At 38.8% G+C, this 22344-nt stretch carries 20 protein-coding genes, 2 pseudogenes and 1 riboswitch; of the genes and pseudogenes, 17 read left to right on the plus strand and 5 right to left on the minus strand.

The features are described 5' to 3' along the window. Nucleotides 1-28: 28 nt before the first annotated feature. Nucleotides 29-985, minus strand: coding sequence for an ornithine cyclodeaminase family protein (locus AC3G7N_RS15020; protein ID WP_489422980.1), 957 nt, complete (start codon nt 983-985; stop codon nt 29-31). Between the two features lie 22 nt (nt 986-1007). After that, a complete protein-coding gene (locus AC3G7N_RS15025) occupies nt 1008-2174 on the minus strand; it encodes an NAD(P)/FAD-dependent oxidoreductase (protein WP_489422981.1) in 1167 nt (388 codons plus the stop codon). 279 nt (nt 2175-2453) lie between these two features. Between AC3G7N_RS15025 and AC3G7N_RS15030 the strand changes: the two genes are divergently transcribed. The 5 genes from AC3G7N_RS15030 (at nt 2454) to AC3G7N_RS15050 (ending at nt 7005) form a co-directional block, all read left to right on the plus strand. Further along, nucleotides 2454-3506: a PucR family transcriptional regulator gene (locus AC3G7N_RS15030; RefSeq protein WP_489423019.1), complete on the plus strand. Its 1053-nt coding sequence runs from the start codon at nt 2454-2456 to the stop codon at nt 3504-3506. 78 nt (nt 3507-3584) lie between these two features. Continuing rightward, nucleotides 3585-4787: a M20 family metallopeptidase gene (locus AC3G7N_RS15035; protein ID WP_489422982.1), complete on the plus strand. Its 1203-nt coding sequence runs from the start codon at nt 3585-3587 to the stop codon at nt 4785-4787. Nucleotides 4788-5025: 238 nt separating this feature from the next. After that, nucleotides 5026-5850 carry a DUF3100 domain-containing protein gene (locus AC3G7N_RS15040; protein WP_489422983.1) on the plus strand — a complete coding sequence of 275 codons (825 nt, stop codon included), beginning with the start codon at nt 5026-5028 and terminating at the stop codon, nt 5848-5850. A gap of 3 nt (nt 5851-5853) precedes the next feature. Beyond that, nucleotides 5854-6306, plus strand: coding sequence for a hypothetical protein (locus tag AC3G7N_RS15045; protein WP_489422984.1), 453 nt, complete (start codon nt 5854-5856; stop codon nt 6304-6306). Nucleotides 6307-6786: 480 nt separating this feature from the next. After that, nucleotides 6787-7005, plus strand: a complete 219-nt coding sequence (locus AC3G7N_RS15050; protein ID WP_489422985.1) for a sigma factor — start codon at nt 6787-6789, stop codon at nt 7003-7005. Between the two features lie 267 nt (nt 7006-7272). On the opposite strand, the gene AC3G7N_RS15055 is transcribed toward AC3G7N_RS15050, so the two are convergent. After that, nucleotides 7273-8535 carry a glutamate-5-semialdehyde dehydrogenase gene (locus tag AC3G7N_RS15055; RefSeq protein ID WP_489422986.1) on the minus strand — a complete coding sequence of 421 codons (1263 nt, stop codon included), beginning with the start codon at nt 8533-8535 and terminating at the stop codon, nt 7273-7275. A gap of 13 nt (nt 8536-8548) precedes the next feature. Further along, entirely contained in the window at nt 8549-9694 is a 1146-nt protein-coding gene (gene proB / locus AC3G7N_RS15060) for a glutamate 5-kinase (RefSeq protein ID WP_489422987.1), read from the minus strand. Between the two features lie 409 nt (nt 9695-10103). On the opposite strand from proB, the gene AC3G7N_RS15065 reads away from it, so the two are divergent. From AC3G7N_RS15065 to AC3G7N_RS15120, 12 genes and pseudogenes are all read left to right on the plus strand, one after another. Further along, on the plus strand, nt 10104-10940 hold the full coding sequence (locus AC3G7N_RS15065) for a YitT family protein (protein ID WP_489423020.1): 837 nt from the start codon (nt 10104-10106) through the stop codon (nt 10938-10940). A 262-nt stretch (nt 10941-11202) separates the two neighbouring features. Then, nucleotides 11203-11739 (plus strand): diaminobutyrate acetyltransferase, encoded by a 537-nt coding sequence (ectA, locus tag AC3G7N_RS15070; protein WP_489422988.1) that lies wholly within the window; start codon nt 11203-11205, stop codon nt 11737-11739. Further along, complete coding sequence (gene ectB / locus AC3G7N_RS15075) at nt 11739-13016, plus strand: diaminobutyrate--2-oxoglutarate transaminase (protein ID WP_489422989.1); 1278 nt, start codon at nt 11739-11741, stop codon at nt 13014-13016. The genes ectA and ectB overlap by 1 nt, the downstream gene beginning before the upstream one ends. 200 nt (nt 13017-13216) lie before the next feature. Further along, nucleotides 13217-13603 carry an ectoine synthase gene (locus tag AC3G7N_RS15080; RefSeq protein WP_089531282.1) on the plus strand — a complete coding sequence of 129 codons (387 nt, stop codon included), beginning with the start codon at nt 13217-13219 and terminating at the stop codon, nt 13601-13603. A 274-nt stretch (nt 13604-13877) separates the two neighbouring features. Next, a pseudogene (locus tag AC3G7N_RS15085) lies at nt 13878-14666 on the plus strand (N-acetylmuramoyl-L-alanine amidase); the annotation flags it as partial. A gap of 24 nt (nt 14667-14690) precedes the next feature. Next, nucleotides 14691-15455 (plus strand): annotated as a pseudogene (locus AC3G7N_RS15090) (SPOR domain-containing protein); the annotation flags it as partial. 149 nt (nt 15456-15604) lie between these two features. After that, nucleotides 15605-15705, plus strand: a riboswitch (SAM riboswitch). A gap of 86 nt (nt 15706-15791) precedes the next feature. Beyond that, a complete protein-coding gene (locus tag AC3G7N_RS15095; protein WP_489422990.1) occupies nt 15792-16841 on the plus strand; it encodes a homocysteine S-methyltransferase family protein in 1050 nt (349 codons plus the stop codon). Between the two features lie 443 nt (nt 16842-17284). Then, nucleotides 17285-18205, plus strand: coding sequence for a cysteine synthase A (cysK, locus tag AC3G7N_RS15100; RefSeq protein ID WP_489422991.1), 921 nt, complete (start codon nt 17285-17287; stop codon nt 18203-18205). After that, complete coding sequence (locus tag AC3G7N_RS15105) at nt 18198-18332, plus strand: hypothetical protein (protein ID WP_489422992.1); 135 nt, start codon at nt 18198-18200, stop codon at nt 18330-18332. Before cysK ends, AC3G7N_RS15105 begins: the two co-directional genes overlap by 8 nt. Before the next feature lie 305 nt (nt 18333-18637). Continuing rightward, nucleotides 18638-19435 (plus strand): ABC transporter ATP-binding protein, encoded by a 798-nt coding sequence (locus AC3G7N_RS15110; RefSeq protein WP_489422993.1) that lies wholly within the window; start codon nt 18638-18640, stop codon nt 19433-19435. Beyond that, on the plus strand, nt 19413-20174 hold the full coding sequence (locus AC3G7N_RS15115; RefSeq protein ID WP_489422994.1) for an ABC transporter permease: 762 nt from the start codon (nt 19413-19415) through the stop codon (nt 20172-20174). Before AC3G7N_RS15110 ends, AC3G7N_RS15115 begins: the two co-directional genes overlap by 23 nt. A 21-nt stretch (nt 20175-20195) precedes the next feature. Continuing rightward, on the plus strand, nt 20196-21194 hold the full coding sequence (locus AC3G7N_RS15120; protein WP_489422995.1) for an aliphatic sulfonate ABC transporter substrate-binding protein: 999 nt from the start codon (nt 20196-20198) through the stop codon (nt 21192-21194). A 173-nt stretch (nt 21195-21367) separates the two neighbouring features. Here AC3G7N_RS15120 and AC3G7N_RS15125 read toward each other — a convergent pair whose 3' ends face one another. Beyond that, nucleotides 21368-22273 (minus strand): LysR family transcriptional regulator, encoded by a 906-nt coding sequence (locus tag AC3G7N_RS15125; protein WP_489422996.1) that lies wholly within the window; start codon nt 22271-22273, stop codon nt 21368-21370. Between the last annotated feature and the right edge of the window lie 71 nt (nt 22274-22344).

Raw genomic sequence — 22344 nt, forward strand, 5'->3', positions numbered from 1 at the left:
TCAAATTTCACAAGCCCAACTTATCAATTTAAGCTAGGTTCTGACCGACCCCCTTTTCCATTGCTAGTTGATAGATTAAATTAGTTACGACAACATCAAATAACGCCATACCTGTCGATTTAAATACAACTGTTTTACCATCTTGAACTTGATCTTGGGACGTGAGGAAACTAGCCATCGTTTGGATAGATTCACGCCTTATCCAATTATTCTTAAGTGGTGTCGCAATGTCACCTGATTCTGCTAGTGCATCTTCTGTGTCAATAAAAATATGATCTGCCAATTGGTACAATACTTTAGGAAATTCTCGCATAGTTGGTTGAAAGGAACCAATGCCGATAATTAATTTGTTTGTTAGTAATTCGGGATTATCTGGAAGCACCGGATTTCTAGAAGTGGTTGCGGTAATAATGACTTCTGCATGGGTGATAGCTTCCTCAGCTGAATCCACCGCATGGATTTGAATAGTATAACCAATCCATTGTTGAAGTGAATCTATGAAAGAAGGGATTTTTTCGGGCGATCGATTGTATAGGTAAATATCTGTAATCGCTCGTTCCGTACATGCTGCTACTGCTTGATAGAGGCCTTGGACACCTGTTCCGATTATCGCAATTTTTGACGCGTTTTTCATAGCAAGGTGGCGGATTGCGGAACCTCCGATGGCACCTGTCCGAAAACCGGTTATAAATGATCCATCAATTAAAGCCATTATCTCGCCATTTTCCTGACTGTTTAAGATAACTAGACCATGTAAAACTGGTTGATCAGTATTGTTTGGGAAAGATGTAATCAATTTGGTGCCAATTGCATCGTTTGTCATACAAGGCATAAGTAACAATGTATTATCATCATCTGTGACTTGTACGCGCGCGGGCATATGGAATTGTTTAGATTGATAGATTTCATAAGCTGTATCAATTGCATCGATAACGTCCTTCATGGATACAGCCTTCATCATGTCATTTTTATTCAAATATAACATCTGATCATCCTTTCAATTATTATTAGACAATGGCGCCTTCAATAAGCAATTCCTTTTCTGCAAATCGTTCGAATCGAAGCGGTGACAGGTCTAACGTTTGATAGTTACCTGTCCGAATTAATTCAGATAGGCCTTTACCAACAGCAGGCGCCTGCTGCATACCATGTCCACTGAAGCCGGAAGCTAAATAGTAGCCTGCGAGATTTGGATGTTCGCCAATGATCGCATTTTGGTCTACTGTATTATGACTATACAACCCGGCCCAACCGCTTGCAATTTTTGCTCTTGAAAAATTATCGATTCGATTACCGAGAACTGGCCATAATTGCTCCGTGAAAAAGTCACGCGACCATCTAAAGTCAATTCCTGATTTGACTTTTTCGGAAAACCCTGCGATTAAGCTTTGTCCTTCATGCCGAAAATATACACCAGTAGGATCAACTGTTAATGGCAAGTCATATGTTAAAGATTCAGCAATATCAAACTGGATAATTTGTCTTTTTAATGGAACGACAGGAATTGGGCAGTTTATTTTCTCACTTAATGAAGGAGCCCAAGGACCAGCACAATTTATTACAATTGGTGCATGGTACGTATCCCCGTTGGCTAATTCTACACCGGATACGCCTTGTTCATTTTTTAAAATCATTTCTACTGCTTCATAGACATATGTAGCGCCAAGCTGTTTAGCTTTTTTAACATACCCTTGCATGACGGAATAGGGATCAAGATAGCCATCCTCTGCACAATACAACCCGCCTTGTAAATCAGCAATATTTAACTCAGGTATAATGGTGAGTAACTCTTGGGGTGATAGTAATTCAGATGGAACACCATACTGACGCTGTAATTGAGATTGCTTTTGTAATTGATCAAGGTTTTCATTTTTCGCTAGAAATAAATAACCTCGTTGTTTAAAATCTATTTCAGCCTTTTCACCATCGATAGCCATATCTTCAGGAAATGTTTTATAGTGTTGTAGACTATAACGACTAATTTGAATGTTGATTGCGGTGGTGAATAGCTGTCTGATTCCACCAGCACTCCTCGGGGTTGAGGAAAACTCATATAGCTGATCTTTTTCAAAAACGGTAATTTCACCAGTATAGCCGTCTTTTAGTAAATTGTAAGCAACGCTTGAACCTATTACACTACCACCTATTATAATAAGATCTGTTTTCCTTTGCATACATAACACCTCATTAATTAAGTGATTTAGTTATAACGTACATTCTCTAGTAAAGTCTATGGTTACTTTGTACAAAAATATAATTGATTTTCATAATTATAAAAATTGTGATAATATATAAAACAGTAAAGAATGCGGGAGGATAGCGTGATGGATGGATTCGTACAATTTGCACAAAAGACAGTGAAAGCGGTTTCGGATGTTTTGTCTTTTCCAATTAGTGTAAGCGACGAACAGGGTTATATCATTGGAGATACAAGTCTATCTTGAATCGGAACCATACATACTCCATCAGTTGAGGTTATCAAGGCGAACAAGGTTATCTTATTTACGGAAGAAAAAGCATCCAGTATGGACAATGTATTACCTGGGGTTGCTGTTCCACTAAATTTTGATAACAGGACTGTTGGTGTACTAGGTATCATTGGCGATCCAAATGAGGTTGAATCCTATGCTCATTTGGTAAAGAAATACGTGGAGATGATGTGGCAGGAAACACTACATGTACAAATTGAAAATTTAGAGACAATGACGTTAGAATCCTTTGTGCAACACATATTGCTAAACAAATCTGTAAACCGTAATCAGATTAATCACTATTGTAAATTGCTTGAGTTACAACCAAACCTTAAACGAATATGCATTATAGTTGATACTGGTGACTACTTATTAAAAAATGTACAAGTTAATGGAGGAACTATTCCGCGTGATCGATTGAAGAAGACTTTACTAGATTGTGTTGTTCGAACATTTGATGAGGGTCATCAAAATATATGTGCTTTTTTAAGCACAGAGAGAATCGTATTTCTAAAATCAATCAAAAGTGAAGATGATTTTTTACACTTTATGGAGGAGTTCAAGGGTCGATGTGAAAAATTGCTGGAAATGTTCTGTGTATATAAAGTCAACGATGTAAGTATTGCTTCTGGAAATGTGTTTTCATCTATTGATAATCTAAATCAATCCTACGAGCAAGCGGATTGGTTAGTAAGATATGGAAATAGGTTATCGATTACTCCTAAAATCTATTCTTATTATGACTGGAATATATTGATTGATATCCTCCCACATCAAATAGATCCAAAAATGCAGAAGATATTAGTACAACGTTTAAAATTGCTGATGACGAATGAGGCTTTTATAGAACTTAAACATGACTTTATGACCTATTGCAATCACAATATGAACATTAGTCAAGCGGCAAAATCTTTGTTTATCCACCGAAATACGTTAATATACCGCCTGAAAAAAATTGATAATCTTACTGGATTATGTACGAGCAGATTTGAGCATTGTACACTCTTGTATTTTGTGTTGAAGGAAGATGGTTAGTTGAAATGAATTTATAATATATAGACATTTCTTACTATTTATGATAACCTTTCTTAAAATTAAAGGAGTTGAACTAGTATGGATCAATTATTTAAAGGATTAGATAATGTTCATGAGGAAATTATTGAGATCAGACGTTATCTCCACCAGCATCCTGAGCTATCTTTTGAAGAAGTGAATACAGCGAAGTACATCGCAGATTATCATGAGAAATTAGGGCACCAAGTTCGTACAAATGTGGGTGGAAATGGTGTTTTGGCTTATTTAGAGGGAGGTAAGCCTGGCCCTACCGTCGCATTGCGTGCTGATTTTGATGCACTTCCAATTCATGAGCAAACGGATGTCCCTTTTAAATCGGAAAATGACGGTGTTATGCATGCTTGTGGTCATGACGGACATACGGCAACTTTACTAGGACTTGCTAAGGTTTTAAACGGCATGAAATCCGAAATAGAAGGAACTGTCGTTTTCCTGCATCAGCATGCTGAGGAGTTACCGCCAGGTGGGGCAAGTGCAATGATTGAAGATGGCTGTTTAGATGGTGTGGATGTTATTTTCGGTACCCATTTGCAAGCCCAAATGCCACTTGGTGAAATTGGATATCGGACAGGTCCGCTTCAAGCAGCTCCAGACCGTTTTGATATTACAATTCAAGGTAAGGGTGGCCATGGTGCCATGCCTCACGATACAAAGGATAGTATTTTGATAGGCGCTCAGCTGATAAACAATTTACAGCAAATTGTCAGCCGAAGGGTAGATCCTCTGGAATCCGCTGTTTTATCTATTTGTAACTTTGAAGCCAAGAATCCTTATAATGTTATCGCTGATACAGCTGAATTAACAGGAACTGTGCGTACATTTAAAGAAGATATTCGCACGTTTATCGAAAAAGAAATTGAAAGAGTTATAGAAGGAACCTGTCATGTATCTGGCGCAAGCTATGAATATAAGTATGCAAGGGGCTATCCAACAACTGTGAATCACAAGGCTGAAACGGAATTGGTTGCTAGAGTGGCTCCACATGTGCCTGGAGTCGAGGTGGTTAAGGAAACCGAACCAGTTATGGGAGGAGAGGACTTTTCTTACTACTTACAAAATGTGAAGGGAACTTTCTTTTTTACAGGGGCTAAAAACCCTGATTGGGATAATGCGTTTGCCCATCACCATCCGAAATTTGATATTGACGAGCGTGCACTGTTAATTGCTGCAAAAGTTCTGGGATCAGCAGCATTAGACTATATGAAAAGTGAAAATAAGACATTGGTAAATGAATCGTTGTAAAATGAATTTCAGTTCTTATGGAGGATGTTCAAAAAGTCACCAAATGATAAATGGCGAACCGCTTCGTTGAAAGAGGAACTTCTACTAAAATCGTGCATGTTCTGTGGACGACGCAGAAGTCAACATATCGCGCGCAAGTCCGGTCCTCAAAACACTCATGACTCGCCCTTCTTATTTCTAATTAGGCGACTTTTTGAACACACACTCTTATAGATAAACCAACAGGAGGTAGAAAGAAATGGCTGGACAAGCTCTTAATTTATGGAAAGATTGGCGTTTGCATGCAATTGTGTTAGCTATTGTAATCGTAACTGAACTAATTGGAATCCATGAGATCTCTATCGGTCCTGGTGTGATTTTATTACTGCCAATGCTTTATGCAGTTATTATTGGACTAGCACTTTATTTCACGCCAGTCGTGAAGGAAAAACAATCTAAAAATGCAGAAACACTTGTTTTTTTATCAGTGGCACTACTTATTGCTAAATTTGGCGTACAGGCAGGTCCAGCAATGCCGCAAATCATTGAAGCGGGTCCAGCTTTATTGCTTCAAGAATTAGGAAATCTCGGTACGATTTTTCTGGCACTTCCCTTAGCGATATTCCTTGGAATAAAACGTGAAAGTATTGGTATGACTCACTCGATTGCCAGAGAAGCAAATTTAGCATTAATTACCGACAAATATGGTTTGTCTTCAGCTGAAGGCCGTGGAGTCATGGCCATGTATATATTCGGTACTGTTTTTGGATCTATTTTTATAGGGCTGATTTCAGGCTACCTGGCAACCGTTACACCACTTCACCCCCTTTCCTTTGCGATGGCAACTGGTATAGGAAGCGGTAGTATGGCTGCTGCAGCATTAGGACCACTTGTTGCCGCTTTCCCGGAGATGAAAGAAACACTAACTGCTTTTTCGGGTGTCAGTAATCTTATCTCCTCTGTGACAGGGTTATATATGAGCATATTTATTGGATTGCCATTAACAGTAAAACTTTATGAAGTGATGACAAAAAAGAAAAATGGGAAAAACAATAATCAAATACAGAAAACAAAGGGAGCATAAATTATGTTAAAAAGCATTCAAGAATGGGTAATGGTTTTTACTGTAATTGGAGCGATCATGTTAATTGGAAATTGGATCGGATATGAAGTCCTACCGCTTGTTGCTCTACCTGGTATCATTGTTTTAGTTCTTATAAGTTTAGCTGGTTTAATTATTCACAGACTTTTACCTTTCCAAATTCCAAGCATTGCTTACATCGGGATTTTAGGATTAATCATTACTATTCCTGGCTTCCCAGGTTCAGAGCAAGTCGTTGCTTGGACAGCTAAGGTAAATCTACTAGCCATCGCAACACCAATTTTAGCCTATGCGGGTGTTTCAATTGGTCGTTCTTGGTTTGACTTTGCTAGATTAGGCTGGAAAACAATTGTCGTTGGAATGTGCGTTATACTTGGAACATTTTTAGGATCCGCGATTATTGCAGAAATTGTATTGCGGATTCAGGGGATTATTTAAATAGATGTAATAGATGTTAATTATAACAAGCTGTTAGTTTTTGGCTGCTTTAGTTGAACCACTGGCTAACAGCCTTTTTTTATTCAAAATTCCAAAATGCCATGTAGTTAAATAGTAGTAAATTCCATTTTCGATAAACAAATGATAAAAAAATGCCAAATTATGTAATTAAATGATGACAAAAAACAGAAAATAAAATAAAATGAAACTAGTACTTGTTTACTACATAAAAAAGGGGTTAATAATGACATGGGGAGATTCATCAGGTGTCCTTATGTAAAGCTTATTTTATGGAAAAGGATCATGTTGTTTTCAATATTTTAACGGCATAACACATGGGCGTTACTTTGATGGCGAGGGTTTTCTAATAAACCAAACAACCAGGAGTTTACGATGATATATGGGAACTTTATCTATCTTATAGTGAAGCTGCAGGTACTGAAGAGAAGCCATTATAAAATGCTAGGGGACAAGGGGAAAATGGAAAAGGTCATTTATGTTACGTTTGAAGAAATTTTTGAGCAGAATAAAAGAAGATTTTATTACCATACTTACAAATTGCGGAATACCGATCAGAACCAGGAATTCTACCAGGATAGTATGTATGCAACGTTGCATGCATGTAAGACGTACCAACCAGATGAAGGCGTTCTATCTACTTATTTCAACTCTATTATTCGCAATCGCCTGATCGATTAGTTACGGGATTAGCTTTGGTTTCCTGCACACAGATAGTATTGTCGAGAAATTTTGAAGTTATATTCAATTTCTCGACAATTTTTACTTTTTAGACGGACGCAATTGTGTTTTATGAGTCAATTAGCTTCTATGGTGATAGAAAAAATGGGTGAATAAATCAGGTGAACCTTACGGGGCAAGAAGAGTTATGTTCCTTATTGAATTAAATATTTTTAAGACACGAAAAAAACCTGGAGATCAAAGTCCCCAAGTTTTATTCGTGCACTATTATCTAATTTGACCGTTCCCATGCATCAAATATTTGATCGTTGTTAGGGCTGGTAATCCCATTGGCCCTCGTGCATGTAATTTTTGAGTTGAGATTCCAATCTCGGCACCAAAACCTAGGGCACCTCCATCGGTGAAACGAGTTGAAGCATTATGGTATAACGCTGCTGCATCTACGAGTTTCATAAATTTCTCAGCGATTTCTTTATTCTCGGTGATAATTGCTTCTGAGTGTTTTGTACCATAAGTTTCAATGTGCTGTGTTGCTTCTGTAACGTTAGTGACTGTTTTAATAGCGATGTCTTTGCTTAAATATTCATTTGCCCAGTCGGCTTCACTAGCAGGAACTGCACCTGGGATAAGCTTCATGATGGTACTGTCACCATGGACTTGGATGTCATTTTCCTGAAGTGTTTCAATCAGTGCATCCTTATTTGCTTCAAGCCAGTCTTTATGGATAATTGCAGTCTCTAACGCATTACAGACAGCTGGGCGGTCAGTTTTGGCGTTAACTAGTATAGCTAATGCTTTCTTGACATCTGCCTCCGCATCAATATAAAGATGGCAATTTCCAACACCTGTTTCTAATACGGGAACTGTTGCGTTATTAACAACTGCTTTGATTAACGAGCCGCCTCCACGAGGAATCAGCACATCAATATGTTCCTTCATAGTAAATAATTGTTGTGTTGCTTCGCGATCGGTGCTCGCAATAAACTGAACAGCTTCTTTTGGCACTTTTGTTTGTTCTAAACCGCGATGCATGACTTCTACAATGGTCTTATTGGAATTGATCGCAGAGGAACCACCTTTTAAGACAATGGCATTGCCAGATTTTAGTGCCAGACCTGTCGCGTCGACTGTTACATTCGGACGAGCTTCATAAATCATTCCGATAACACCAAGCGGTACAGTTATCTGTTGTACGTTTAATCCGTTATCAAGGTTCCAGTCTGAATTGATAATGCCAGTTGGGTCGTCTAGTTCAGCCACTTCACGTAGACCTTGAGCAAATTCCTCAATCCGTTCTTTGGTAAGTGTCAACCTGTCGATAAACGCGTCATCATGTCCTTGTTCACGACCGTTTTTTAAGTCCTCTTTATTGGCTGTTAGTATCGTTTCATACTCATTGTCTATTGTGTCAGCCAATGTAAGAAGTGCTTCATTTTTTTCTTCAGTCGTCAATAAAGATAACGTTTTAGCAGCTTTCTTAGCAAGTTTTGCCTGTTCTTCTACATTTACTTTTTTAGTCGTTACTGTCATCTAATCCCTCCAATTAATTTGTTACTAAACTATCTACCGGTACTTCCGCATCTAAATGGCAGACAAGGTGTTTACTTTCAATCGCAACTTTTTCATAGTCTTTCATTTCAATTTCCTTTTGGTTAATTAAATTATTCAATGCCTCTGAAGAGTAGTTTACCACGCCTAAGCCAATTACTTCGCCTTCGACATCGATAATTGTCACAACTGCTCCTTTTTCAAAGCGTCCAGTTACCGTACGAAGGTCTGTTGGATTTAAACTAATTCTTTCGTTTATGATTGCTTCTCTTATTGTATGATTCACCGTTACTTTGCCTTTAGGTCCTGAATTGAATGCGATCCATTGTTTTTTTTGATTTAAATTTTGGATGTTTTTCTTTGGTTCAAAGTAGGAGCCTTTTGCATCATTATGGACAGCATCAAACACGATATTTTTAGTTGTTGCATTTCCTAAAAAGGAAGGTATCCCTGAGGCCATTGCAATTTTAATAGCATCTATCTTTGATTTCATTCCGCCTGTACCATTTGCGCTACCAGGATCACCAGCAGCAGCTTCAATTGATGGTGTAATCTCATGAACTTTTTGAAGAAGCTTGGCATTTTCGTCTTTACGTGGATCCGCATCATACAAACCATCAATATCAGATAGAATGATTAGTTGATCAGCATCAACAAGCCCAGCAACTTTTGCGGAAAGTGTATCGTTATCCCCGAATTTCAAAAAATCCATCGAAATCGTGTCGTTTTCATTTACGATTGGAACGATGCCTCTTTCAAGTAATACATTAATGGTATTTCGTGCGTTGTTGTAACGATTCTCATCAGAAAAATCATCACGGGTGATTAGTATTTGTGAAGCCACATATCCATGTGACATGAAGATGTCAGAGTAGGTTTCAATAAGTAGGCCCTGGCCAATGGAAGCGGATGCTTGCTTTTCAGGTAGTGAATCTGGACGATTGAGATAGCCGAGCTTGCGGTATCCAGCTGCCACAGCCCCTGAGGAAACAAGCAGGATTTCATGGCCGTTTTCTTTTAATCGAACAACTTCATCAACTAGTTTTTCGAGTTTTCTACGGCTCACTTCTCCATTTATGCTTGTTAGGGAACTACTCCCAATTTTAATTACGATACGTCTTGCGTCAATTTCTGGTGTCAAGTCAACACTCCTTCTAATTTTCATTCCAAGTAGGGTAGACCCTAGTTATTGAAAATACAATTTTATTTTTGCATATAATAATGTACTATTTTTAATTAATAATGCTTAACGAACGGTTTTGTTTGCCGTAGTTAGAATAACACTTCCTATATATACTTCAAGGGTTTTTACGCAAGTCGGGTGTATATAAGCGAAATAGTGATGGTAAGCGTTGTCATTTAGAGGTATTTTCAGCTCATCGGTCTAAATCTGCTCTAATACTCTAAAATCAAACTATATGGAACTTTAAAAACTGGAATTTGTGGAATAAAACAGCGAAAACGTTAAAAGGGTTAATTTAAAATATCGGTCAAGCTGGAAACACAAATAGTGTAGAATGATAGAAAAGGAGGGATCGTACGTGAACAAAATATCAGCAAAAGAAATAAAAGAAATCCTTTTAATTATTATTGGTTCCTTTATATTCGCGTTTGGTATCAATTACTTTGCTATCCCTAATCGCTTATCTGAGGGTGGAATAATTGGTATTACGATTGTTACCTATTATTTATTTGAATGGTCGCCTGGTATTGTTAACTTTGTGCTTAATGCAATTTTAGTAGCGATAGGTTATAAGCTGTTTAATAAGCAAGTGATTGTGTACACCATTATTTCCATTGTGGCATCCTCCATCTTTTTGCATCTTACGGTAGAAGTAGGTGAATATTTAAATGGTGATACATTATTAGCTGCCTTATTTGCAGGCGTCACAATTGGTTTCGGCCTAGGATTAATTTTCCGCGCGGGCGGAACTTCTGGTGGATCAGCCATAATAGCACAGGTAGCGAATCAACGATTAGGCTGGGGCATTGGGAAAGGTGTGCTGGTTGTTGATATTATCGTAATCGCAGGATCCGTCTTTATTATTGGACAGGAAAAGGCGATGTACACATTAATTTCCGTTTATGTTGGTGCTAAGATAATTGATATCATCGTCGAAGGAGCAAATGAAAAGACAGCCGTTATGATCATCTCCAGAGATCCAGGAGAAGTCCTTGATCAAGTTACCAATAAAATGGCACGTGGTATAACCGTTTTAGAAGGGCGAGGTGGGTATACAAAGGCGAATAAAGAAGTTCTCTATCTTGTTATCAATAAACAGGAAATTGTCCAGTTAAAGAAAATCGTTCAGGAAATTGATCCGAATGCCTATGTAACAGTTCACACTGTACAAGAGATATTCAGGAAGGGTTATAAGGGTTCTTGAAAACGCGCATACCTGTCACCTGGTACTATTCAAAATAGTTTCAGGTGACAGTGTACTTATACTTGAAATTCTGTTTATTATGTACTATTTGGTAGTAGATTGTAGGCTAAGCCGATTACGTATCGCTAATCGTATAGAATCATGCTTAAACGGGCTATACAACGTTTATTTGGTTTTGACGAAATCAGTAAATTCAATCTATGCTATTATAGTGCGTTAAAATTGATCAGGAGGTGAGAGCATTAAAAGTGGAACTAGTGAAATGACAAATACAAAAGATATAAAAACTGAATTTCATTTTCGTAGGCCTAAAAAAGAAGACGGGGCAGCTGTTTGGGAACTTATTAAACATACAGGTGTTCTTGACCTTAATTCCTCCTATAGCTACCTTATGTGGTGTGAAATTTTCTCGGAAACATCGATTGTGGCTATAGATGAAGGGGAAACGGTTGGGTTTATTTCCGGCTTTATTCACCCAGGTACACCGCATACATTGTTTATCTGGCAAGTAGCTGTTCATGAATCGGAACGGGGCAGAGGGTTTGGAACGAAGATGTTGTTTCAACTATTGCAACGTGAGTCTTGTGAAAACATTCACTATGTGGAAGCGACTGTCTCACCATCAAATACGCCATCACAAAACTTGTTTCATGGTTTTGCGGAAAAGCTCGATACGAATTGTGTAACAGAGGATTATTTTTCAGCAACTGACTTTCCGCAAACAGGACATGAAGATGAATTATTGTATAAGATTGGACCTATTCAAGAAGAAAACAAATTGAAAAAAGGGGCGATTTGATGACAACTGCAGTATTAAGTAACGCAAAGATGAAAACGTTTGAGGAAATGGAATCAGCAGTGAGAAGTTACAGCCGAGGCTGGCCAACCATTTTTAAAAAGGCCAAAGGGTATAAGCTGTGGGACATAGACGAAAAAGAATATATTGACTTTTTTGCAGGGGCAGGTGCACTAAATTACGGTCATAATAATGACGTGATGCAGGAAAAAATGATCGATTATATTCGTAATGATGGACTTATTCATAGCCTGGATATGGGAACAACTCCAAGAAAAGAATTTCTTGAGCGTTTTAAAGAGGTAATTCTTACACCTCGGGAACTCGATTATAAGGTAATGTTTCCTGGACCAACTGGCACGAATACAGTTGAAAGTGCACTGAAAATAGCTAGAAAAGTAACAGGGCGTGATACGGTAATTAGTTTTACGAATGCATTTCATGGAATGACAATCGGTTCCCTCTCTGTAACAGCAAATTCATTTAAACGACATGGAGCAGGGATTCCCCTTCATCATACTGTATCAATGCCATTTGATGACTATGTGGAAGGTCAGGATGAGATTGCCTATTTGGAAAAGTTTCTGGAGGATAACGGAAGCGGTGTAGCGTTACCGGCTGCTATTATTTTAGAAACAGTTCAAGGGGAAGGCGGTATGAATGCCGCTAGATTCGAATGGTTGAAAAAAATAGACAGTATGTGTAAACGCTGGGATATTCTATTGATCGTTGACGATGTTCAAGCTGGCTGTGGAAGAACTGGTACTTTTTTTAGTTTTGAACCCGCTGGAATTAACCCGGATATTGTCTGTCTTTCGAAATCAATCGGTGGCATCGGATTACCAATGGCAATCACGTTAATTAAACCTGAGTATGACAAGTGGGGGCCTGGAGAGCATAATGGAACATTTCGCGGAAATAACCTAGCGTTTATTGCTGCAACAGAAGCGTTAACAAACTGGGAAACAGCCGATTTTAGTAAAGCAATCGGGCAAAAGGCTGTTATTTTGAATGACGCTATTGAAGCTATCATAAAAAAGTACCCGGAACTAAAAGGAAAGGCCCGCGGACGAGGTTTAATGCAGGGACTAGCAATTGATACATATGGTCTCGCAGGTAAAATTTGTGCGGAAGCATTCGAGCGTGGCTTAATTGTGGAAACGTCGGGACCGAACGATGAAGTTATTAAATTTCTCCCACCACTTATTATTGATGAGAATGGTCTTAACAAGGGATTGAAAATACTCGATGAGAGTATTAAACATGTTCTTGCGCAATAATGTATTTATCAAACTAACTTAAAGAGGATGTTCAAAAAGTCACCAAATGATAAACGGCGAATTTCTTCGTTGCGCAGTTTTTCCGGTCCTCACGTATTAAAAGCATACGTTCCGGTCCTCAAAATCTTCGCGCCTTGAACTTCTTGTTTCTAATTTGCCGCCTTTTTGAACACGCACTTATAAAGAAATGGGGAATAGAAATGATCGTAAAATCACTTGAAGATATTATTGGAACAGAGGATGAAAAGTCTGGCGAAACATGGTCAAGTCGTCGGTTTATATTGAAACAGGACAATGTCGGTTTTAGTATGAATGATACAATTATCAAAGCAGGTACAGAAAGTTATTTCTGGTATAAAAATCATATCGAAGCAGTTTATTGTATTGAAGGTGAAGGGGAAATTGAAAAGGTTGAGACTGGAGATGTTTATCAGCTTAAAGCAGGAACAATGTATCTTTTAAATGATAACGATAAACATAAACTCAGGGCAAGAACGCAAATGCGCATGGTGTGTGTGTTTAACCCACCACTTGTAGGAAGAGAAACACATAATGAAGAAGGATATTATCCGTTGTTGACAGAATAGATATTTTTTCTACCATGCCTGCCACCTGAGTATATTCAGGTGGCAGGCATTAATAATTAATAGGTTTGATTGATTATTTTTCTACCTCTAAACTAAACTCTATGAATCTCCTGACTAGAACATAAACTTGGACAATCACCTGTTTTCAGGTTTTTAAGCACAGCTGCCCCAGCGGGTTTTCTCCTCGAATCATAGAATAAATAGAGTACTAATTTGCCAAGTACTCAGTAGTTTTTACAAATCCGTGGCAAATAATTAGAGAGAAGGGAATTTAATGGTTAAAATTTATTTAGATCCAGGTCATGGTGGTTCTGATCCAGGCGCTAGCGGACAAGGTTTAAAGGAAAAGAATATTGTACTAGATATTGCCTTACGTATCCGTGATCTGCTGAACAACGAATATAAAGATGTTGAGGTGAATATGAGCCGTACAACAGATACTTCCGTAAGTTTAGCAGAACGCACAAATGAAGCCAATGCATGGAATGCGGACTATTTTTTGTCGATTCATTGCAATGCCTTCAATGGTTCTGCGCAAGGATATGAGGATTATATTTATATTGGGTTATCTGATTCATCCCTGACAGCGCAGTATCAGGATATCTTGCACAGTGAAATTACTGCTGTTAATGAATTAACGGATAGGGGGCAAAAACAGGCTAACTTTCATGTATTGCGAGAATCGATAATGCCAGCCTTATTAACGGAAAATGGTTTTATTGATAATGCAGGCAATGCAACGAAATTGGCCGACCCCTCCTATCGACAAAAAGTAGCCCGGGGGCATGTAAATGGTCTGGAGCGTGCCTTTAATCTGGAAAAAGTATCATCGGATGTACTGTATAAATTGATTGCTGGATCCTTTCAAGAACAAGCGAACGCTGAAGAACGGGTGGCTTACCTTGATTCCAAGGGGATATCTGCTTTCTTTGGTGAAATCACTGTATCTGGTGATACTTGGTACCGTGTACAGGCTGGTGCTTTCGAAAATCGAGCTAATGCGGAACAGCGATTGACGGAGGTTAAGGAAGCGGGAATAGGCGACGCTTATATTCTTGAGGAAACTACTATGGTAACGACCTATCATGTCATTGCAGGATCTTTTAAGGAAAGGGAAAATGCAGACAATCGGGTTAATTATCTTGATACCAAGGGGATCCCTGCGTTTGTCGACCCAACCAATATAACTGGTGAAACTTGGTATCGTGTTCAAGCTGGAGCTTTTGAGAACAGGAAAAATGCAGAGGAACGTTTAGCAAGAGTTAAAGAAGCAGGGATTGAAAATGCTTTTATTGTTGAAGACCGGGATCAGGAAGAAACTATTATTTCAGGATATCCAATTTCAGGCCCAATTCTTTTATCTCCAGAACAGTTAAATCGTTATGTGCATGCTATTAATCCAAATGCGCCCGCATTAGGAAGATATTATTTAGAATTCGGGGAGTATTATGGTATTAAAGGAGATATTGCTTTCGCACAAGCCTTGCATGAAACCGACTACTTCCGTTTTACAGGTGTCGTTGAATCTGGGCAGAATAATTATGCTGGGATTGGTGCTACGGGACCTGATAATCAAGGTGCTAGTTTTGCCACCCCAAGAGATGGAGCTCTTGCACACATTCAACACCTGTTTGCCTATGCTTCTACGGAATCATTGCCTGATAAGTATCCATTGATTGATCCGCGTTTTGATCTAGTTCAACGGGGGAGCGCACCAACATGGCAGGCCCTAAATGGTAAATGGGCCGTCCCGGGAGACGACTATGGAGAGTCTATTTTGCGCCTGTATGAAAGAATAGTGGAAGCATCTATTAGTGAATTGGAATCGGTTATAGAGGAGATTCAAGTTTAGTTTTCTCACCGACAGGCAATGGAGTATAGCTGGCCTCTATAATTTCGTAGTCTAAAAGAATTTACTGAGTTATTTCGAAATATTATAAATCTATACTTGACATTCAATAGCAACACATGTAACCTAATTAATAATTAAATAATGTAATTTTCTTATCCAGAGAGGTGGAGGGACTGGCCCTTTGAAACCTCAGCAACAGGTTTTTTAAATACTGTGCTAATTCCAGAAGTGTAAAGCTTGGAGATAAGAAGAGTAACTAGCCACGTGCCTAAACCTCTTCTTATATAAGAAGGGGTTTTATTTTTGGCTAATGAAAGTATACGAGGAGGAAAAGAAATGAAGCGTAGTTTGGAAGAACGTTTAAGAGAAGGTACTGTTATTTGTGGGGAAGGGTATTTATTCGAATTGGAACGAAGGGGATATTTACAAGCTGGTTCCTTTGTTCCCGAGGTGGCGCTGGATAACCCTGAAGCGCTTAAACAAGCATACAGGGATTATATGAATGCTGGTTCTGATGTTGTATTAGCTTTTACATATAATGCCCACAGGGAAAAAATGCGTATCATTGGGAAAGAAGAGTTACTAGAGCCATTAAATAGAAATGCTATCCGTCTCGCAAAAGAGGTTGCCAAGGAAAATACAAAAGAAGAAGCGTTGGTGGCTGGAAATATATCAAATACGAATATTTTTGATCCAGAAGACTCTGAATCTAAGACCAAAGTAAGAAATATATTTGCCGAAATGGTGAAGTGGTGTAAGGAAGAAGGAGTTGATTTCATAAATGGTGAAACGTTTTATTACCATGAAGAAGCACTTATCGCTTTAGAGGAAATTCAAAAACAAGATTTACCAGCAGTCATTACATTTGGTTTAATGGGAGAAAATATTTTACGAGACGGCTACACTGTCGATGAATCTTGTAAAGTCCTATCTGAAAAAGGTGCGCTAGTTGTTGGCATGAATTGCTTCAGGGGTCCTCACACGATGCAACCATATCTCGCGGACATACGAAAAAATGTTGGTGGATATGTGGGTGGATTGCCTATTCCATACCGCACAAGTGAAGAAAACCCGACATTCTTTAATCTGCCTGATGGAGGATGCAGCTGTCATTTACCTTTAGAAACAACCTTCCCGACAGCACTGGACCCTCTTTACCATAATCGCTATGAATTAGCAGAGTGGGCAAAAGAGGCAAAGGATATCGGCATTAATTATATTGGCTTGTGTTGTGGGGCATCACCAGCAATGCTTCGTGCAGTGGCAGAAGCGGTAGGCGTTGAGACAATTAATTCAAAATACTCCCCTGATATGGAGAAGCATTTCTTATTTGGAAAAGACGAAACACTAAAAGAACATAATTTGAGCTATCGGTCGAAAGCATAATTGGGCATTGAAAAAAAGCTTGTAGAAAAAAGGTTTTTCTACAAGCTTTTTTCAAGTATCAAAGAAAATATAAAAATTTGGCGATTGTCTGTCTAGCTCCAGCGCCTAGACACTCGAGACATAAGCAGTTCGCTTCCGCGCGAGCAAGGCACTCACACTGCACCCCTCTGCTTATGCTTGTCGTGTCTTACAAGGCGCTTACGCTTTTCGTGTCTGTCTAGCTCCAGCGCCTAGACACTCGAGACATAAGCAGTTCGCTTCCGGGCGAGCAAAGCACTCACACTGCACCGCTCTGCTTATGCTTGTCGTGTCTTACAAGGCGCTTGCGCTTTTCTTAATATCACTCATAATAAAGTAGCAAGACAAATAGTTTGTAAAGACCAGAAGTTAATTAGTAACATATAGAGAGGAATACTCGGAATTAAGTTGGGAAGGTGTCTTGAATGAAAGTTGTAAATAATGTAACAGAGTTGATGGGAGATACACCAATCGTAAAGTTGAACAAGCTTGTCCCGGATGATGCCGCAGAAGTTTTTGTTAAACTTGAGATGTTTAACCCAAGCAGAAGTGTCAAGGACCGCGCAGCGATAAATATGATCAGGGTTGCAGAAGAAACGGGATTATTGAAACCAGGTGGCCTGATTATTGAACCGACTAGTGGGAATACGGGGATTGGACTCGCCATGGCCGCAGCTGCGAAAGGATACCAGGCAATTATGATCATGCCTGATAACAGCACAATGGAAAGAAGAAATATTTTAAAAGCTTATGGTGCGGAAGTTGTATTAGTTCCAAGCGAAGAAAAAATGCCTGGAGCTATTAAAAAGGCATTGGAATTACGAACAGAAAATCCTGGCAGTTTCATTCCACAGCAATTTGAGAATCAAGCAAATGCGGACGTACATAGAATAACAACAGCTCTTGAAATATATGAACAAATGGACGGGAAATTAGATGCATTTGTATGCACGGCAGGAACAGGTGGAACCGTGACGGGAACAGGCGAAGTGTTAAAGGAAAAACTTCCGGAACTTGTGATTACAATTGCGGAGCCAAAAGGATCGCCAGTTTTATCAGGTGGCCAACCTGGTAGCCATAAGCTAGTGGGGACTAGTCCAGGTTTCGTGCCGAGCATATTAAATACGACCATTTATGATGAAATTATGCAAATAGAAGACGCGATTGCGATTGATATGTTTAAAAAGTTGCCGAAACAAGAAGGCCTATTTGTGGGGTTGTCTGGAGCAGCATCCATTTATACCGCAATTGAAGTTGCAAAACGATTGGGAAAAGGGAAACGCGTGCTATGTGTTGCACCTGACAGTGGCGAACGGTATCTTAGTATGGACTTGATTGATGAATAATCGAACGGGTGTGTACATTTTAGGTAGTTTGGCAAGTTCGGCTGGAAATCGCGCAATCGAAGGTGCTAATCGCGCGGTAACACGACCGAATCGCGCAACATATCAGCCAAAAAGCGCACTGAAGTGATTATGAACCTTTATTGCGCGAATTTGAGTGGATAGTGCGCGATAATTCAGTTTTATGCGTGATATAGAGTTGGTCTAGCTCGACTTTCCTATATTACTCTTTAAAAAGGCGTCTGTTTTATAAAATAGGCCCTTTTCGAATGGAAATAATTTATTATGCGCTATACCCTTTCATCTCCATAGTAGTAGGGCATAATTTGGTAATGGTTGGGACTGAAAGACAATTGACACAAATAACAATGGGTGAGTATACTATCATATAACCAAGTTTGTTTATAGGAATTGTCATGATAAGGAGGTAGTGCATTGTTTCTTGAAATAAATCATGTTGGAAAAACCTTTACCAATCAGGAGAAGCAATCATCTTTTGACGTTTTTTCTGGTATTGACTTAGAGGTCTCTGAAAACCAATTTGTATCTATCCTAGGACCATCTGGGTGTGGGAAATCAACTTTACTATCAATGGTGGCTGGGCTTGAAAGCGCCACAGAAGGATCCATTTTGCTTCAGGAAAAGGAAATTAAGCAGGCTGGGCCTGATCGTGGCATGGTTTTCCAGCAGCCTTCCTTATTCCCCTGGCTCAATGTTCGCGACAACGTTATTTTTCCGTTGAAAGGGATTATGAGTAAAAAAGAAGCGAGCAAAAGGGCAGATCACTTTTTAAAAATGGTCCACTTAAGCAGATTTAAAAACAGTTTCACATATGAACTATCAGGTGGAATGCAACAACGTGTAGCCATCGCTAGGGCCCTTGCGATGGACCCAAAAGTCTTGTTAATGGATGAACCATTCGGGGCACTCGATGAACAAACACGTCATATTTTGCAAGATGAGTTGATTAAGATTTGGCAAGAAACGCAAAAGACCATTCTTTTTGTTACACACAGCATACAAGAAGCTATTAAACTATCGGATCGCGTCGTTGTGATGGGGACGCGACCTGGCCGTGTCATATCTGACTTTGAAGTTGATATACCTAGACCTAGAAAACGAGAGGAACAAGCGGTTATTGAACTTGAAAAGAAAGTGATGAATTTGCTTGAAGGTGAAATTAAAAAAGTCTTAGAGGAAGAGCTATCAAATGAAATTCAATATAGTCGTTAAACGTGTATTATTTCTAGTTGCAATCATTGGATTATGGCAGTTTATTTATACAATAAACGTGTTTCCAGTTATTATTTTTCCATCGCCGATTCAAGTGTTTACAGCTTTATATGAAGGATTTGCAAGTGGCGATTTCGTCAAGGCATTAGGGGCGAGCTTTAAACATCTGTTTAGTGGATTGTCGATGGCGATCTTGTTTGGAACGATTTTAGGCGTGATTCTTGGTAAATCTAAGCAAGCAGATGAAACAGCGGGTATGTATTTAATTGCCCTGCAAAGTATTCCAAGCATTGTCTGGGTTCCGTTAGCGATTATGCTTTTTGGATTCACGGAATTTGCAGTTGTTTTCGTTGTCGTTTTAGGTGGAACATTCGTCATGGCTTTAAATGTTCGATCGGCTATTCACAATGTCCCACCTCAACTCGTACGTGCAGCAAGAACGATGGGAACGAAAGGAGTCGGGTTATTTTACCGAGTTGAAGTCCCAGCGAGTATTCCGTATTTCATGTCAGGTGTCAGGCTTGCCTGGGCATTCAGCTGGCGCGCATTAATGGCTGGTGAATTACTCAGTAACGGACCTGGGCTTGGGTACTCATTAAGATACGCCCAAGATTACGCCCGTATGGATCAAGTCGTCGGCATTATCATCATTATCGGATTGATTGGTGCAATCGTTGATCAGCTTGTATTTTCAAAATTAGAGAAAAACGTTATGAAACGCTGGGGTTTGGTCAAATAAAAGGGAGGATGAAAAACGTATATGAAGAAACTTTTATTAATGATGGTATTCGTTACACTTAGCATAGTATTAGCTGCATGTGGAAGTAGCGAGGAAGCTGCTGGTAGTGATGGGGCAAAAGAAATTACAATTGGATACTTTCCGAACATTAATCACGTTGCGGGGATGGTAGCCGAAGAGAAAAAACTGTATGCAGAAACATTACCAGACGGAACAAAGGTGAATTATCAATATTTTCCTGATGGATCAGCCTTTATGACAGCAATTGAAACAGGCGAAATTGAAGGCGGACTCGTCGGACCAGGTCCAGCTATGAACCACTTTACAAGCGGAGCAAAAATTAATATCGTAGCTGCAGGGTCAACAGGCGGTACTGTTATTATGGCTAGAAAAGGTGCTAATATCGAAACGGCAGAAGACTTAAAAGGCAAGACTTTTATCTCTCCGCGTGTTGGGTGCACCCACGACGTTCAGTTCGAAACGATGATGAAAGAAAAATTCGGCATCACATCTAAGCGTATTGACGGATCCATGAAACATGTCACAGGAAAACCAGCTACCTATCAAAGCATGTTTGTCACAGGAAACGTTGACGCGGCAACAGTCCCAGAACCATGGGCTTCCGTTATCGAAGCAGAAGGTAGTGGTGAAGTACTCGTAGATACACCTGACGTTGCCTATGGTGAAACTTTACCAGCGGCTGTATTTGTAACATCACAAGACTTAGTCAAAAACAATCCTGACACGGTTCAAAGTATTGTAGACGCACATAAAAAGGCAACAGAATTTATTCAGGATAACCCAGAAGAAGCAAAAAAAATTGCCATTGATAAAATCAAAGACATTACGGATCAGAAGCTTTCTAAAACAGTCATTGATAACGCATGGGAACGTATAGATTTCACGTATGAAGTGAACGGAGATGTCCTGCAAGATTTTGCTGATTCTTCTTATGACCTTGAGTTTTTGAAAGAGAAGCCGGATTTAGAGGGGTTAGTTGATACTAGTTTTGTTCAATAAACGTGAAAGGCAGTCGGTTTGGCTGGCTTTTCTTGTTGGAAGTAAAGGCTTGTAGAACACTCATGTGAGTGTTCTACAAGCTTTTTGTCTTATGTTATTCCTAGCTATTTAAAACAGCATTAAGCAAAAATAAGGAACTAAGTATTTGTAGTGTCGATGTATTATAATATTAATTAAGTGTTATTGTTTTTGCTATCATTCTCATCAAAGAAATTCTTTATTAACTCTATAAACCGATTAACTAAGGGTGGTAAATATCTGTTTTTATCTATAGCTAGATATACAGTTCTTGATATATTTGAATCCTGAATTTTTTTAACATGAAACGGAAATTTCTTTGAATACTTAACATAGTTTTCAGGCACCACAGTAATACCTAAACCTTCTTCCACCATACTGCAGGCGGTTTCGAATCTCTCAATTTCAAACTGAATGTTTGGTTTTACACCTGACTTACGAAATGCATTTAAAATATCTTCACGAGTTTGGAACCCTTCTTTACATACTATAAAATCCTCATTCTCTAAGTCGCTTATCTTAAAGCTTTTTGTAACTAAAGGATGCAAAGGCGGTAGTATAGCAACTAAATTCTCCTCATAAATCGGTATAGTTTCTATTTCTTCATTGTTAATATATTGATTTGTAATGGCTAGATGTACATCAAAATTACTTAAGGATTTTACTACCTCGTCTAAGCTTAAAATATCAAATATTTTTATGTGGACATCATTATATTCCTTTTTAAACTCTTTTATTATCTTTGGAACCCAAGATTTAGAGGATTCTATTAAACCGAAGGATAATTCTAACGGTCCCTGTTGTTTTAGTCGTGTCATTTCTTCGGACACATGATCGAAATGGTTTACCAATTTTTTAGCTTCTTGATATAGTATTTTCCCTTCTTTAGTTAAACTTGAATCGCGGGTACTCCTATCCATTAGGGTTAGACCTAATTCAATTTCTAGTTTTTTAATGGTTGTACTTAGTGAGGGTTGGGATATGTGTAACATTGAAGCGGCGTTAGTATATGTCTCCTGTTCTACAACGGTTATAAAGTAACGTAAATGACGTATTTCCATTAGAATCACACCTTATTTATAGTTAAAAACTATAGAAATATAAAAAATATGTATTAGTAATTATATATTAT

It is taken from the genome of Virgibacillus carmonensis (genome assembly GCF_057836705.1).